The organism is Kineosporiaceae bacterium (genome assembly GCA_016713225.1).
In the GTDB taxonomy this organism is placed as follows: Bacteria; Actinomycetota; Actinomycetes; order Actinomycetales; family Kineosporiaceae; genus JADJPO01.
In genome coordinates, this window is the sequence record JADJPO010000003.1 from 855,743 (window position 1) to 869,846 (window position 14,104).

Annotated in this window: 8 protein-coding genes; 3 read left to right on the top strand and 5 right to left on the bottom strand. The window is 71.4% G+C overall.

Annotated features, from left to right (window positions below):
• Positions 1-109 precede the first annotated feature (109 nt).
• Positions 110-1,354: a histidine kinase gene (locus IPK24_15020; GenBank protein MBK8076838.1), complete on the top strand. Its 1,245-nt coding sequence runs from the start codon at positions 110-112 to the stop codon at positions 1,352-1,354.
• A 36-nt stretch (positions 1,355-1,390) separates the two neighbouring features.
• Here the strand turns inward: IPK24_15020 and IPK24_15025 are convergent, their stop codons facing one another.
• The 4 genes from IPK24_15025 to IPK24_15040 form a co-directional block, all read right to left on the bottom strand.
• A complete protein-coding gene (locus IPK24_15025) occupies positions 1,391-2,185 on the bottom strand; it encodes a DUF1206 domain-containing protein (protein MBK8076839.1) in 795 nt (264 codons plus the stop codon).
• 30 nt (positions 2,186-2,215) lie between these two features.
• Positions 2,216-3,421 (bottom strand): cytochrome P450, encoded by a 1,206-nt coding sequence (locus tag IPK24_15030; protein MBK8076840.1) that lies wholly within the window; start codon positions 3,419-3,421, stop codon positions 2,216-2,218.
• Positions 3,422-3,509: 88 nt separating this feature from the next.
• A complete protein-coding gene (locus IPK24_15035) occupies positions 3,510-4,961 on the bottom strand; it encodes a TrpB-like pyridoxal phosphate-dependent enzyme (GenBank protein MBK8076841.1) in 1,452 nt (483 codons plus the stop codon).
• A gap of 75 nt (positions 4,962-5,036) precedes the next feature.
• Positions 5,037-6,515, bottom strand: a complete 1,479-nt coding sequence (locus IPK24_15040) for a glutamate--cysteine ligase (protein ID MBK8076842.1) — start codon at positions 6,513-6,515, stop codon at positions 5,037-5,039.
• 140 nt (positions 6,516-6,655) lie between these two features.
• Between IPK24_15040 and IPK24_15045 the strand changes: the two genes are divergently transcribed.
• Positions 6,656-7,909, top strand: a complete 1,254-nt coding sequence (locus IPK24_15045; protein MBK8076843.1) for an exonuclease SbcCD subunit D — start codon at positions 6,656-6,658, stop codon at positions 7,907-7,909.
• Positions 7,906-11,004 carry an SMC family ATPase gene (locus IPK24_15050; protein MBK8076844.1) on the top strand — a complete coding sequence of 1,033 codons (3,099 nt, stop codon included), beginning with the start codon at positions 7,906-7,908 and terminating at the stop codon, positions 11,002-11,004. Before IPK24_15045 ends, IPK24_15050 begins: the two co-directional genes overlap by 4 nt.
• A 22-nt stretch (positions 11,005-11,026) precedes the next feature.
• Here the strand turns inward: IPK24_15050 and gcvP are convergent, their stop codons facing one another.
• Positions 11,027-13,954, bottom strand: a complete 2,928-nt coding sequence (gcvP, locus tag IPK24_15055) for an aminomethyl-transferring glycine dehydrogenase (protein MBK8076845.1) — start codon at positions 13,952-13,954, stop codon at positions 11,027-11,029.
• Positions 13,955-14,104 lie beyond the last annotated feature (150 nt).

Below are 14,104 nucleotides of genomic sequence, written 5' to 3' on the forward strand. Positions count from 1 at the left end.
GTCGGAATCACCTGCGCCCACGGGCGAAGAACGCTACGTCCGCCCTGACGAACTGTTCTTTTCCACCACAGACCGTCGCGGAGTCATCAAGACCGGCAATTCGGTCTTCATGCGGATCTCACGTTTCCACGCCGAGGAACTCGTCGGCTCGCCACACAGCGTGGTGCGCCACCCCGGCATGCCGTCGGGCGCCTTCCGCCTGATGTGGGACCGGCTGCTCACGGGTCGACCCATGGCCGCCTACGTGAACAACCTGGCCAAGGACGGCGCGTCCTATCGCGTCTTCGCCACCGTCACCCCACTCGGCGACGACTTCCTCTCGGTGCGTATGGCCCCCGGTGGGCCGCTGGCCGCCGCCGCGAGTGCCCTGTACAGCAGCGTCGTGGCCTTCGAGCGCGACCTGGCCACCCACCAGCGGATGTCGCGCCCCGAGATCGCCCTCGCCGGAGCCCAACAGATCGAACGCGAACTGGCCCGGCTCGGCTTTGCCGACTACGACGAGTTCATGCTGGCGGCGCTGCCCGGCGAGGTGGCCGCTCGAGGCGAGCTGCTGACCACGACCTTCGCCCGGCCGCATGCCACCGGCCCGCTCGCCGACATCCTGCAGACGGCGACCCAGGTCAACGACCAGCTCGAACACCTGGTGTACCGCCTCGGCGGCTACCGGGGCCTGATCGACCAGCTCGGGCCGGCCACCGCGACCGTGTACCAGCAGGCCAGCAGCCTGTCGGCCTCGGTCGAGGCGGCCCGCGCGGCCTCCACCAGCGTGGTCGACACCAGCCCGGTGCTGCTCAACGTGGCCCGGGTGATGGGCCATCCCATGGCCTCGGCCGTCGAGGCGCTGCACGGTCTGACCCCCGAGCTGACCGCGCTGCGCCACGAGGTCGCCGAACTGGGTTTCCGGATCGCCCTCGCCCGGCTGCACACCGAGATGGTCGGCGCCTTCGCCGCCGAGGTGATCGACGGCGTCGCGCCGGTGAGCTCACTGGCCGAGATCCCCCGGCTCTGCGAGGCGGTGCGGGTGGGCGTCCTGGCGATGGGACACGAGATCGAAGAGGTCAACCTCTCACTCGGCACGGTCGCCACCCGGATCCGCGAAGCAGGCCGGCTGATGAGCGAGTTCCGCCACTTCCTGGGCCAGTGGCGCATCCTGGTACTGCGACACCGCCAGTCGATGGCGTTGTCCGACCACCTCGGCCCGATCGACCTGCAGCTCGACTCGATGGCCGACCAGCTCGACTTCCTGGAGCAGCTCGCGGTGCAGTGCCAGACCTCGGTCGCCCCGTTCGACCGGACGGCGCTCGAGCCCTATCTGCACCGCATCACCCGGGCACTCGGCTACTCCCACGTCTGAGACGCGGCGTCTGATCCCTGGCGTCGAGACTCGGCGTCAGAGCCTGGCCAGGCGCGCCCGCACCCCGCAGTAGACGCCGAACGCGGCCAACCCCACCGCCACCACGAGCAGGAGCCACCTGCCATAGGGCAGCTCGAGCAGCCGGCGCAGCGCGCCGTCCAGCCCGGTCGACTCCCCCGCCTGACCGTGGCGCGCCGCACTCACCAGCAACACCCCCACCAGCACGAGCGCGATGCCCTTGGCGGCATACCCGACACGTCCCGCCCCGACGGCCCACCGGCCGGGGTTGCGCCGCAGGTCGGTGACGAACCCCGCGCTCCAACCCTTGTAGACGTGATGCACCCCGACGACCAGCACCCCGACGCCGACCAGGGCCACCAGCAGCCGGCCCATCGTGACCGCCATCAGGCGAGCCGTGACATCGACCGAGGTCTCCCGGGACGACGAACCCTGGCCCCGCGCGAAGCCGAAGGCGCTCCAGCCCAGGGCCAGGTAGAGCGCCGTCGTGCCCGATGCCTTCAATCGCTCACCCACCGGCCGGCGCAGCACTGCCTCGCTGACCTGCCAGACCGCCAGCAGCACGAACCCCGTCACGGCCACCCAGAGCATCACGCGCCCGGGGCCGTTGTCGGCCAGCGTGGTCAAGGCACCGCTCTGGTCGGCCGAACCGCCTCCCCCACCCAGTGCGAGCCGGCCGGCGATCCAGCCGATCACCACGTGGATCATCCCGGACACGGCGTACCCGATCCGGGCACCCGCCTGGACCACGGGGTGATCACCCACGTCTCGGGCGGCGTCCTGGGTGACCTCGGCTGCTCGGTCGGCCGCCATGGTGCCCTCCCTCGGACGCCGACGCAGGGGTCAGTCGTCCCGCGCGATCTCCAGCGCGTGCAACCCGCGGATGACGAACTCCTGTCGCCGCCGCGGGGGCCGTGCAAGCACCGCGTCGGGAACCTTACGACGGACGGCGTCCAGCGTCGCCTGCAGTTCGACCCGAGCCAGCGGCCCGCCCAGGCAGAAGTGGATCCCGGCGCCGAAAGCCAGGTGGGGATTGGGCGTGCGCGCCACGTCGAAGCGGTCCGGGTCGGCGAACACCGCCGGGTCGCGGTTGGCTGCGCCCAAGAGCACCGCGACCTTCTGGCCGGGCTCGATCCGCACGCCGGCCACCTCGACCTCGCGGGTCGCCGTCCGCTCGAACAGCTGCAGTGAGGAGTCGAACCGCAGCATCTCCTCCACCGCCCCGGGCACCACGTCGGGGTCGTCGACCACACGGTGCCACGCCTCACGACGATCGAGCAGCGCGAGCAGGCCGTTGGCCGAGACGTTCACCGTCGCCTCGTGCCCGGCCATCAGCAGCAACACGCAGGTGCCGATGACCTCGTCCTCGGTGAGCTTGCTGGGCGTGCCCTCGACGTCGGCGGTCGCCGCCACCAGGTCGGTGATCATGTCGTTCTCGCGTGGGGCGGCCCGGCGTTCGGCGACGAGGTCGCGCAGGTAGGCCACGAACGCGGCCGAGGCCTGCTCGGCGGCCTGCTGCCCCGGCGTGTCCAGCCCGTACTCGTACATCTTCACGATCGCGTTCGACCACGGCCGCAACAGGTGACGGTCGGCCTGCGGGACGCCGAGCAGCTCGGCGATCACCTCGACCGGAACCGGTTCGGCGACGGTGGCGATGAAGTCGACGCTCGCCTCGCCGTCCGCCAGTCGTTCGGCGAGTTCGCCGACCAGCCGGTCGGCCAGCTCACCGATCCACGGCCGCATCCGCTCGACGTGGCCGCGACCGAAGGCGCCCGCCACGAGTCGGCGCAGCCGGGTGTGCGTGGGCGGTTCGCTCTCGAGGATCGAGGTCTGGTGCAGCAGGTTGAAGGCCGGGAACACCTCGGCCGGCTCGCGGTCGCGCCAGATCCGGCCCAGGCCCCGGTCGCGGAGCACCGCGTCGCACCCGGCGTGGGTGAACACCAGGTGCAGGCCGAGGCCGGGGTGGTGGTGCACCGGCCCCTGCTCACGCAGCGCAGCGAAGGTCGGATACGGGTCGGCGAGGAAGGTCTCGTCAGCAGGATCAAACATCACAAACCCCCGCCGTGATCATGCAATCCGTGCACGTTTCGTGCACGGATTGCATGATCACGAAATGAGCGTCGACGTCGGGGCCGGGTCAGGCGTCGACCTTCGGCAGCTCGGCGAGTGAGGCGGCGAAGCGGCTGTCGTCCGGGTTCTCGTCGACCATGCGCCCGTTGAGGTAGGCGTCGTAGGCGGCCAGGTCGAAGTGGCCGTGCCCGCTCAGCGCCGTCACGATCACCGTCTCCTTGCCCTCCGCGGTGGCCTTGTGGGCCTCCCGGATCGCGGCGGCGAGCGCGTGCGAGCTCTCCGGCGCGGGCACGATGCCTTCGGTGCGGGCGAACTGGATCGCCGCCGCGAAGCACTCCGTCTGCGGCACCGCGAGCGCCTCGAGCAGGCCCAGCTCGTAGACGTGCGAGAGCAGCGGCGACATGCCGTGGTAGCGCAGGCCACCGGCGTGGATCGGGTCGGGCACGAAGCCGTGGCCCAGGGTGTGCATCTTCATCAGCGGGGTGGTGCCGGCAGTGTCGCCGAAGTCGTAGGCGTAGGTGCCCCGGGTCAGCGACGGGCAGCTCTCGGGCTCGACGGCGCGCACCACGGGACCACTGCCGGTCGCCAGCGTTCCCCGCAGGAACGGGAACGCCAGGCCGGCGAAGTTCGAGCCGCCGCCGGCGCAGCCGATGATCACGTCGGCCGTCTCGTCGATCTTGGCCAGCTGCAGCAGCGTCTCTTCGCCGATGACCGTCTGGTGCAGCAGCACGTGGTTGAGCACGCTGCCCAGGGCGTACTTGACGTCCTCGTTCTGGACGGCGACCTCGACGGCCTCGCTGATCGCGATGCCGAGCGAGCCGGGGTGGTTCTCCTGCTGGGCCATGATCGCCTTGCCGGCCTCGGTCAGCGGCGACGGCGAGCGGTGCACGGTGGCGCCGAAGGTCTCGATCATCATGCGGCGATAGGGCTTCTGGTCGTAGCTGGCGCCGACCTGCCACACCTCGCACTCCAGGCCGAACAGCGAGCAGGCGAAGCTCAGCGCGGTGCCCCACTGGCCGGCACCGGTCTCGGTGGTCAGCTTCCGCACGCCCGCCTTGGCGTTGTAGTACGCCTGCGGGACGGCGGTGTTCGGCTTGTGCGAGCCGGCCGGTGAGACGCCCTCGTACTTGTAGTAGATCTTGGCCGTGGTGCCGAGCGCCTTCTCGAGCCGGTGCGCCCGGTACAGCGGCGAGGGGCGCCAGAGCTTGTAGACGTCCTGCACCTCGTCCGGGATGTCCACAAACCGCTCGGTGGTGACCTCTTGCATGATCAGTTCCATCGGGAACAGCGGCGCGAAGTCGTCCGGCCCGGCCGGCTGCAGCGTGCCCGGGTGCAGTGCCGGCGGCGGGGGGGCCGGCAGATCCGGGACGATGTTGTACCACTGGGTGGGCATCTCGGACTCGTCGAGCACCACCTTGTGACGCAGGCCCTCGGCCACGGCAATCTCCTTCGCCAACGAACGATCGTGTGTGTCGACGGTCAGGCTAAGGCACTCCACCCACCTGATGACCTTGATCATCGTTTCGGATCCGGATTATCGGGTTTTGGTCCCGAATCCGGCTCCCGGACAGCGATCTTCGACAGGGTCTCGGGGTCAGGGCAGCGGCCAGGTGTGCACCGGTTCGTTGGAGTGCATGCCCTCGCAGTAGCGCTCCAGCATCTTGCCGAGTGCCGTCGTCCGGTCGTCGCCGCGCTCCTCGAAGCGCTGCACCGCCTCGACCTGCCAGCCGGCGCCGTTGCGTCCGGTGGTGCAGCGCCCCTCGATCACCCCGAGATAGCGGGACGCCGCGCTGGACGAGACGCCCCAGCGCTCCAGGCCCTCATGAGCCATGGGCAGCAAACGACGCAGCACCAGCTCGTCGATCGTCACCTCGCCGATGCCCGGCCAGTACACCCGGGCGTCCATACCGCGCCGGGCGCACTCGGTGAAGTTCTCCTCGGCCGCCGGGAAGGTCAGGTTCGACCAGACCGGACGTTCCTCCTCGGTCAGCACCCGCAGCACGCCGTAGTAGAACGCCGCGTTGGCCAGGATGTCGATCACCGTCGGGCCCGCCGGCAGCACCCGGTTCTCGACGCGCACGTGCGGCTCGCCGTCCACCACGTCGTAGACCGGCCGGTTCCAGCGGTAGATGGTGCCGTTGTGCAGCCGCAGCTCCTGCAGCTTCGGGGCGCGGCCCGCCTCGAATTCGGCGACGGGGTCCTCGTCGCTCACCTCGGGCAGCAGCGCCGGGAAGTAGCGGACGTTCTCCTCGAACAGGTCGAAGATCGAGGTGATCCACCGTTCGCCGAACCACACCCGCGGCCGCACGCCCTGGTTCTTCAGCTCCAGCGGGCGGGTGTCGGTCGACTGGGTGAACAGTTCGATGCGGGTCTCGCGCCACAGCTCACGGCCGAAGAAGTAGGGCGAGTTGGCGCCCAGGGCCAGCTGGGGGCCGGCGAGCACCTGGGCGGCATTCCAGGTCGGTGCGAACTCGGCCGGATCGACCTGCAGGTGCAACTGCACGCTGGTGCAGGCCGACTCGGGCGCCAGGCTGGGTGAGAGGACGTCGAGTCGCTCGACGCCACTGATGTCGAGGTGGATGTCCTCACCCCGGGCGGCCAGGATCGAGTCGTTCAGGGCCGCGTACCGGGCCGAGGGACTCATCCAGGCGTCGCCCTGCAGGTGCTCGACCATCAGCGTCGGCAGGATGCCCACCATGACGATGTGCGCGCCGGTGCGGTTGGCCTTGGACTCGGCCTCGTTCAGGCTGGCGCGCAGATCGTCCTCGAGCAGGGGGTAGGCGTCGGCGGCGAGCGAGCGCGGCGGCACGTTGAGCTCGATGTTGTAGGCGCCCAGTTCGGTCTGGAACGACGGATCGGCGATCTCCTCGAGCACGGCCATGTTGTTCAGCTGCGGCTGGTAGCCGGCATCGACCAGGTTGAGTTCCACCTCGAGGCCGGTCAGCGGTTTTCGCGCGTCGAAGGTGGCCGAGGTGAGCATGCGCTCGAACACGTCCAGGCACAGCTGGACCTTCTCGCGGTAGCGCAGTCGCTGTTCCCGCGTGTACACGATGTCCTGCACCTCGTCGCCCACGGCTCAACGGAAGCACAGGGAGCGACCCGCCGGGAAGATGTCGGTTCAGGGCATCACGTCAGGATCGATCGCGGGGCGGATCGGCATTGCTCGGGGTGGGCTCCCGGCAACTGTCGGTGGGCATCCCTAGAGTCGGTCCCGTGCGCATCCTGCATACCTCCGACTGGCACCTGGGCCGTTCGTTCCATCGCGTCGGCATGCTCGACGCCCAGGCCGCCGTCCTCGATCACCTGGTCGAGGTGGTGCGGTCCGAACAGGTGGACGTCGTGCTGGTCGCGGGCGACATCTACGACCGGGCGTTGCCGGGGGTTGACGTGGTCGCCCTGCTGGACGACGCGCTGGCGCGGCTCGCGGCGACCGGGGCGAGCGTGATCCTCACCGGGGGCAATCACGACTCCGCCACCCGGCTGTCGTTCGGCTCGCGGTTGCTGGAGTCGGCCCGGGTGCACATCCGCACCGATGCCCACCGGTGCGCCGAGCCGGTGGTGCTCGAGGATCGGTTCGGGCCGGTGGCCATCTATCCCCTGCCGTACCTCGAGCCGGCGTTCGCGGCCGGGGTGCTCGGCAGCGGCCACAGCCACGCGGCGGTGCTGGGGGCGGCTCTCGACGCCGTCCGGGCCGACCTGGCCACGCAGCCGGCGGGCACCCGTTCGGTGGTGGCGGCTCACACCTTCGTGGTGGGTGGTCAGGGCAGCGACAGCGAGCGCGACATCGCCGTCGGCGGCGTCGCCTCGGTACCGCTCGCGCTGTTCGAGGGATTCGACTACGTGGCCCTGGGCCACCTGCACGGACGGCAGCGGCTGGCCGAGGCGGTGCGCTACAGCGGGTCGCCGCTGGCGTACTCGTTCTCCGAGCACGCCCACACCAAGGGCAGCTACCTGGTGCACCTGGGTCGCGACGGGCTGGAAGCGGTCGAGCCGGTCGATGCCCCGGTGCCGCGGCGGTTGGCGCTGCTACGCGGCAACCTCGAAGAGTTGCTCTGGCGCGGCGACCTCGCCCAGCACGAGCAGTCCTGGTGCCAGGTCACGTTGACCGACCCCCATCGCCCGGCCCGCACGATCGACAAGCTGCGCACCCGGTTCCCGCACACCCTCGAGCTGCGGTTCGAGCCGGTGGACGACCTGGGCCGCGTGGTGCTCGTCGACCGTGCCTACACCCAGCGCCTGGCCGGACGGGACGATCTGGCCGTCTGTACCTCGTTTCTCGAGCACGTGCGGTCGCGGCCGGCCGACGATCGCGAGACGTCGTGGCTGTCCCAGGCGCTCACCGCCTCGCGGCTGGCCGATCTCGACGCCCGCGGGGTGAGTGTGCTCCACACTCCGCGGCATCGTGCCGACCAGGCATCGGCTTCCGGCCCTGAGCACCAGCCGGATCAGGGTCGGGAGGTCTCGTGAGACTGCACCGGCTCGAGATCCAGGCCTTCGGCCCGTTTCGCGACCGCCAGGTCGTCGACTTCGACAACCTCTCGGCGGCCGGGCTCTTCCTGCTGCACGGCTCGACCGGTGCGGGCAAGAGCAGCGTGCTCGATGCGGTCTGTTTCGCCTTGTTCGGGCGGGTGCCGGGGCCGCGGGCCACGGTCACCGGGCTGCGCAGCCACTATGCCGAGGCCGCCGAGATGCCCGAGGTCGAACTCGAGTTCTCTGTCGGGCCCCGCCGGCTGCTGGTACGTCGTTCACCCTCGTGGGAGCGGCCCAAGAAGCGCGGCTCCGGGACGACGACCACGCAGGCACGGGTGATCGTGCAGGAGTGGCAGGACCAGGGCTGGCAGCCGCGCACCACGCGGCTCGACGAGGCCGGTCACCTGCTGCAGGACGTGCTCGGTATGGGGCCGGAGGAGTTCACCAAGCTCGTGCTGCTGCCGCAGGGCGAGTTCGCCGCGTTCCTGCGGGCGGACGCCGAGACCCGGCGCACCCTGCTGGAGAAGATCTTCGCCACCGACCGCTACACCGCGGTGCAGGACTGGATCCGCGACCATCGCGCCACCGCCCGTGCACGATTGGACTCCGTCGACCGTCGCACCGCCACCCTGCTCGCCCAGGCCGAGCAGGCCGCCACCGTCGCCCTGCGCTCGCTACCGGCCTCGACCACCCTGCAGGCCCCCGCCCAGTCCGCCGAGTCCGCCGATTCGGGCGATGCCGACGCGCTCCGGCGCGTGGACGACCTGGTGACGACCCTCGGGCCGCTGCGTGAGCAGGCGGTCAACGACCACCTCGAGGCGGCTGCCGAGGCAGAGAAGTTCGAGGTTCGGCTGGCCCAGGCTCAGGCCATGACCCAGCTGGCGACGCAGTTCTCGACGCTCATCGAGCGTCAGCAGACCGTGGAGGCCCGAGCCGGCGAGATCGAGCTCGTGCGGGCCCGGTTGGACGCCGCCCGGCGTGCGGCCCCGATGTCGGCCCTGTTGGGGGCCTTGTCGCAGGCCCGCAGTGGCACCCTCGCGGCACGAGTCCGACTGGAACCCCTGGCGGCGCAACTGATCTCGGCTCCCGAAGGCCGCGCCACCGACCTCGAATCCACCGATCTCGAGGCCACCGACCTCGCGACGCACTGGGCCGGTGAACGCGACCGGATCACCACCGAGCTCGACTCGCTCGCAGCGGCGGTGCCGGTGTTGGCCGAGCGCGACCGGATCGCTGCCGACCTCGACCAGGTCGAGCAGACCGTCGACCGTGGCCGGGTCGATCTGGAGCGGGCGAACAGCGCACTGGCCGAGGCGCTGACCGCCACGGATCAGGCCGACACGGACTGCGCCGCCGCTCGCCTCGTCGCCGCGACGGTGGACGCCGATCAGATGGCGCTCGATCAGGCTCGCGTCCGCGAGACGGCGGTGCACGAACGTGATCGGCTGCAGGCGCAGCTGACCGAGCTGGACTCCGGGCTGGTGCGCGCCCGCCAGGAGGCCCTGACCGCGCGTGAGCACTACCTGGACGTGCGCGAACGCCGCCTGGACGGGTTGGCCGCCGAGCTGGCCGCCACGCTCGACGAGGGGCAGCCCTGCCGGGTGTGCGGAGCCACCGAGCACCCCGCACCGGCCGCCCCCGCACCGGACGCGGTGAGCCCTCAGGACGAGACCGCGGCTCGGGCTGCGGCCGATCAGGCCACCGACGAGGTGTCGCAGCTGGTGGCCCGCCGCGCCGCCACCGAGGCGGCCCTGCAGGCCCAGGCCGAGGCCGCTGGTGGACTCGACGCAGCGACGGCAGCGGCGCAGAGCCGTCAGGCGGCGCACCAGCTGGCCGTCTCGCGATCGGCTGCGGCTCAGGTGATCTCGTTGCAGGAGCTCGCCGAGCAGCGCCGCCGTGACGCCGGCCAGGCGCGCGCCCGGCTCGACCAGGCGAACGCGCACACGCAGACCGCTGAGCAACAACGCGCCGTGCTACGAGCGCAGGCAGCGGCGGTCGCGAGCCGGCTCGCCGAGCGCCTGGGTGCTCGCCGTGGGGAGGGCTCCGACGAGGTACTCGACGATGCCGCCGCGGTCGACGCTGCCCTGGGCCACGCTCGGCGGCGGCGCGAGCTGGTCGAGGCAGCCCTCACCGCCCACGCCCAGCTGCGGGACGCCGCCCACCACCTGTCGACGGTCGAGGACGCCGCCCGCCTCGCCGCCGCGCAGGGCGGGTTCAGCGGCCTCGACGAGGCCGTCGCCGCCGTGTTGGACGACGGTGCCATGGCGGTGCTCGAGCGCGCCGTCATCGAGCACACGGTCGAGGCCGAGTCGGTCGACGAGCAACTCACCGACGAGCGCTTCACGGTGCTGCACGACGGTGATGCAGCCGTGCTGGACGGCGAGGCGATGCGGCAGCTGAGCCTGGGCGGTGAGCACGTGACCCTGCGCGAGCAGGAGGCCCTGCGCCGCGCCGCGCTGTGCGAGAGCGCGCTGGCCGAGGTCGAGCAGCTGCGTGACCAGCTGGTCCGTCACCTCGAGTCCTCCGCACCGCTCACCGAGGAGTTCGCCGCCCTCGATGATCTGACGCGCTGCCTGGACGGCACCGGTGGCGACAACACGTTGCGGATGTCCCTGTCGGCCTACGTCCTGGCCGCCCGGCTCGAGCAGGTGGCCTCGGCCGCGACCGTGCGATTGGCCCAGATGTCCGGCGGCCGGTACGCCCTGGTACACACCGACGCCGCCGGCCGCGGCCGAGGACGCGCCGGCCTCACCCTGGAGGTGATGGACGCCTGGACCGGGGTTCGCCGGGCGACCTCGACGCTGTCGGGCGGGGAGGCGTTCTACACCTCGCTGGCGCTGGCCCTCGGGCTGGCCGACGTGGTCTCGGCCGAGGCCGGTGGGGTGCACCTGGACACCCTGTTCATCGACGAGGGGTTCGGCTCACTCGACGAGGACACCCTCGACGAGGTGATGGACACCCTCGACGACCTGCGCTCGGGCGGCCGGGCGGTCGGCATCGTCTCGCACCTGGCCGAGCTGCGACAGCGGATCGGGGTGCGCCTCGAGGTCGACAAGTCCGAGCGCGGGTCGACCCTGACCCTGGCCGGCTGATCAGGCACTGAGCAGGCGCTGATCAGGCGTAGGCCTCCGGCGGCGGGCAGGAACACACCAGGTGCCGGTCGCCGTAGGCACCGTCGATCCGGCGCACCGGCGGCCAGTACTTGCGGGCCGGGTCCTGCCCACCGGGGAAGACCGCCTCGGCCCGCGAGTAGGGGTGGGTCCAGTCCGCGGTCAGCGACACCGCGGTGTGCGGAGCGTTGTGCAGCGGGTTGTCGTCTGCCGGCCAGTCGCCGCGCGCAACCCGATCGGCCTCGGCCCGAATCGCGATCATGGCGTCACAGAACCGGTCGAGCTCGGCCAGGTCCTCGCTCTCGGTGGGTTCGACCATCAGGGTGCCGGCCACCGGGAACGACATCGTCGGGGCGTGGAAGCCGTAGTCGATCAAGCGTTTCGCCACGTCGTCCACGGTGACGCCGGTCGCCTTGGTCAACGGGCGCAGATCGAGGATGCACTCATGAGCGACCAGGCCGTCGCGTCCGCTGTAGAGCACCGGGTAGTGCTCGCGCAGCCGGGTGGCGATGTAGTTGGCGTTGAGCAGGGCCACGGCCGTGGCCCGCGACAGGCCTGCCGCGCCCATCATGCGGATGTAGGCCCACGAGATGGTCAGGATGCCCGCCGACCCGAACGGCGCCGCCGAGACCGGGCCGCCGGTGACGTCGCGGGCGGGGGCGTCGTCCATCGGGTGACCCGGCAGGTACGGCGTCAGATGCGCCCGGACGCCGACCGGTCCCACGCCGGGGCCGCCGCCGCCGTGCGGGATGCAGAACGTCTTGTGCAGGTTCAGGTGGCTCACGTCGGCCCCGAACCGACCGGGCTGCGACAGACCCACCAGCGCGTTGAGATTGGCGCCGTCCACGTAGACCTGGCCGCCGGCGTCGTGTACCGCGGCGCACAACTCACCGACGGTCTCCTCGAAGACCCCGTGGGTCGACGGGTAAGTGATCATGATCGCGGCCAGCCGTGGCCCGTGTTCGGCGATCTTGGCGCGCAGATCGGGCAGGTCGACGTTGCCGTTCTCGTCACAGGCCACGACGACCACGCGCATCCCGGCCATCACGGCGCTGGCGGCGTTCGTGCCGTGCGCGCTGGAGGGGATCAGGCAGACGTCGCGCTCGGCGTCCCCCCGGGCGGCGTGGTAGCCCCGGATCGCCAACAGGCCGGCGAACTCGCCCTGTGAGCCGGCGTTGGGCTGGATGCTCACCGCGTCATAGCCGGTGATCTCCGTCAGCCAGGCCTCCAGCTGGGCGACCAGCTCACGGGTCCCCGCGGCGTGGGCTGCCGGGGCGTAGGGGTGCAGCCCGGCGAACTCGGGCCAGGTCACCGGCTCCATCTCGGTGGTGGCGTTGAGCTTCATGGTGCACGAACCCAGCGGGATCATGCCCCGGTCGAGGGCGTAGTCCACGTCCGCCAGCCGGCGCAGGTAGCGCAACATCGCCGTCTCGCTGTGGTGGGCGTGGAACACCGGGTGGGTGAGGTAGTCCGAGGTGCGACGCAGCGCTACCGGGATGCTCCCCGGCAGCTCCGTGACCGAGAGCTCGGACGCCCCGGCCGGAGCGCTGACGCCGAATGCCTTGGCCACCGCAGCCAGGTGCTCCCCGGTGGTGGTCTCGTCGCAGGCGACGGCGACGTGGTCGTCGTCCACCCGGCGCAGCAGCACCCCGGCGGCCGATGCGGCCGCGACCACCTCCCCCGCCCGTCCGGGAACCCCCGCCAGCACGGTGTCGAAGAAGGCCGTGTGCACCACGTCGACCCCACCGCTGCGCAGCGCCTCGGCCAGCCGGTCGGCGTGCCCGGCCACCCGGGTGGCGATCGCCCGCAGCCCGGCCGGGCCGTGATAGACCGCGTACATCGAGGCCATCACGGCCAGCAGCACCTGCGCGGTGCAGATGTTGCTGGTGGCCTTCTCGCGCCGAATGTGCTGCTCACGGGTCTGCAGCGCCAGCCGATAGGCCGGCGCGCCGGCGGCGTCCTTGGACACCCCGACCAGCCGGCCCGGCATCGACCGCTCGAGTCCGGCGCGCACCGCCATGAACGCCGCGTGCGGGCCGCCGTACCCCAGCGGGACGCCGAAGCGCTGGCTCGAACCGACCACGACGTCGGCGCCACACTCCCCCGGCGGGGTGATCACGGTCAGCGACAACAGGTCGGCGGCCGCACACACCAGCGCGCCCCGATCGTGCGCGGCGGCGGCCAGGGGCGCCAGATCGCGCAGCACCCCCGAGGCGCCGGGCAGTTGGACGACGACGCCGAACACGCCGTCCGCGCCGGCGGCGATCAGGGCGTTCTCGATGGCCTCCCCCGGCTCACCGGCGAACAGGTCGGCCTCGACGATGCGCAGGCCGAGCGGGTTCGCCCGGGTGGCGAGCACCGCCTTGGTCTGGGGCAGCACGTCGACGTCCACCAGCAGCGCCGCGCCCGGACCGGAGGACTCCTTGGCCCGGTTGCCGCGACGCATCAGCGTCATCGCCTCCGCGGCGGCGGTGGCCTCGTCCAGGAGCGACGCGTTGGCGATCGGCAGCCCGCTGAGGTCGGCAACCATGGTCTGGAAGTTGAGCAGGGCTTCGAGCCGGCCCTGGGAGATCTCGGGCTGATACGGGGTGTAGGCGGTGTACCAGGCCGGGCTCTCGAGCACGTTTCGCAGGATCACGCCCGGGGTGTGCGTGCCGTGATACCCCAGGCCGATCATGGGGACGGCGAGCGTGTTGCGCCCGGCGAGGGCCCGCAACTCGGCCAGCGCCGCAGCCTCGGAGATCGGTTCGGGCAGGTCGAGCGCGGCGTCGGCGCGGATCACCGGGGGCATGGCCGCCTCGATCAGGGCCTGCAGCGAGGGCTGCCCGACCACCTGGAGCATCTGCGCGAGCTCATGCTCACGCGGGCCGATGTGCCGATCCGAGAACAGCGCCGACGCGCTCGTGGAGGGGGCGGGGGTCGCATCGCTCATGAGGGGCTCCACCTCGTCAGAGAGAACGCGGTCACCCATCGCCGCGAAGGCCACGTTGCCCGCGTCCGTCTCGCTCGTGCAGTCCGAGGTCGATGTCGCGGAAGGGTTTCCGGGTCGGCGCTCGCTGACCTGGCACGGGTCGACGGCGGC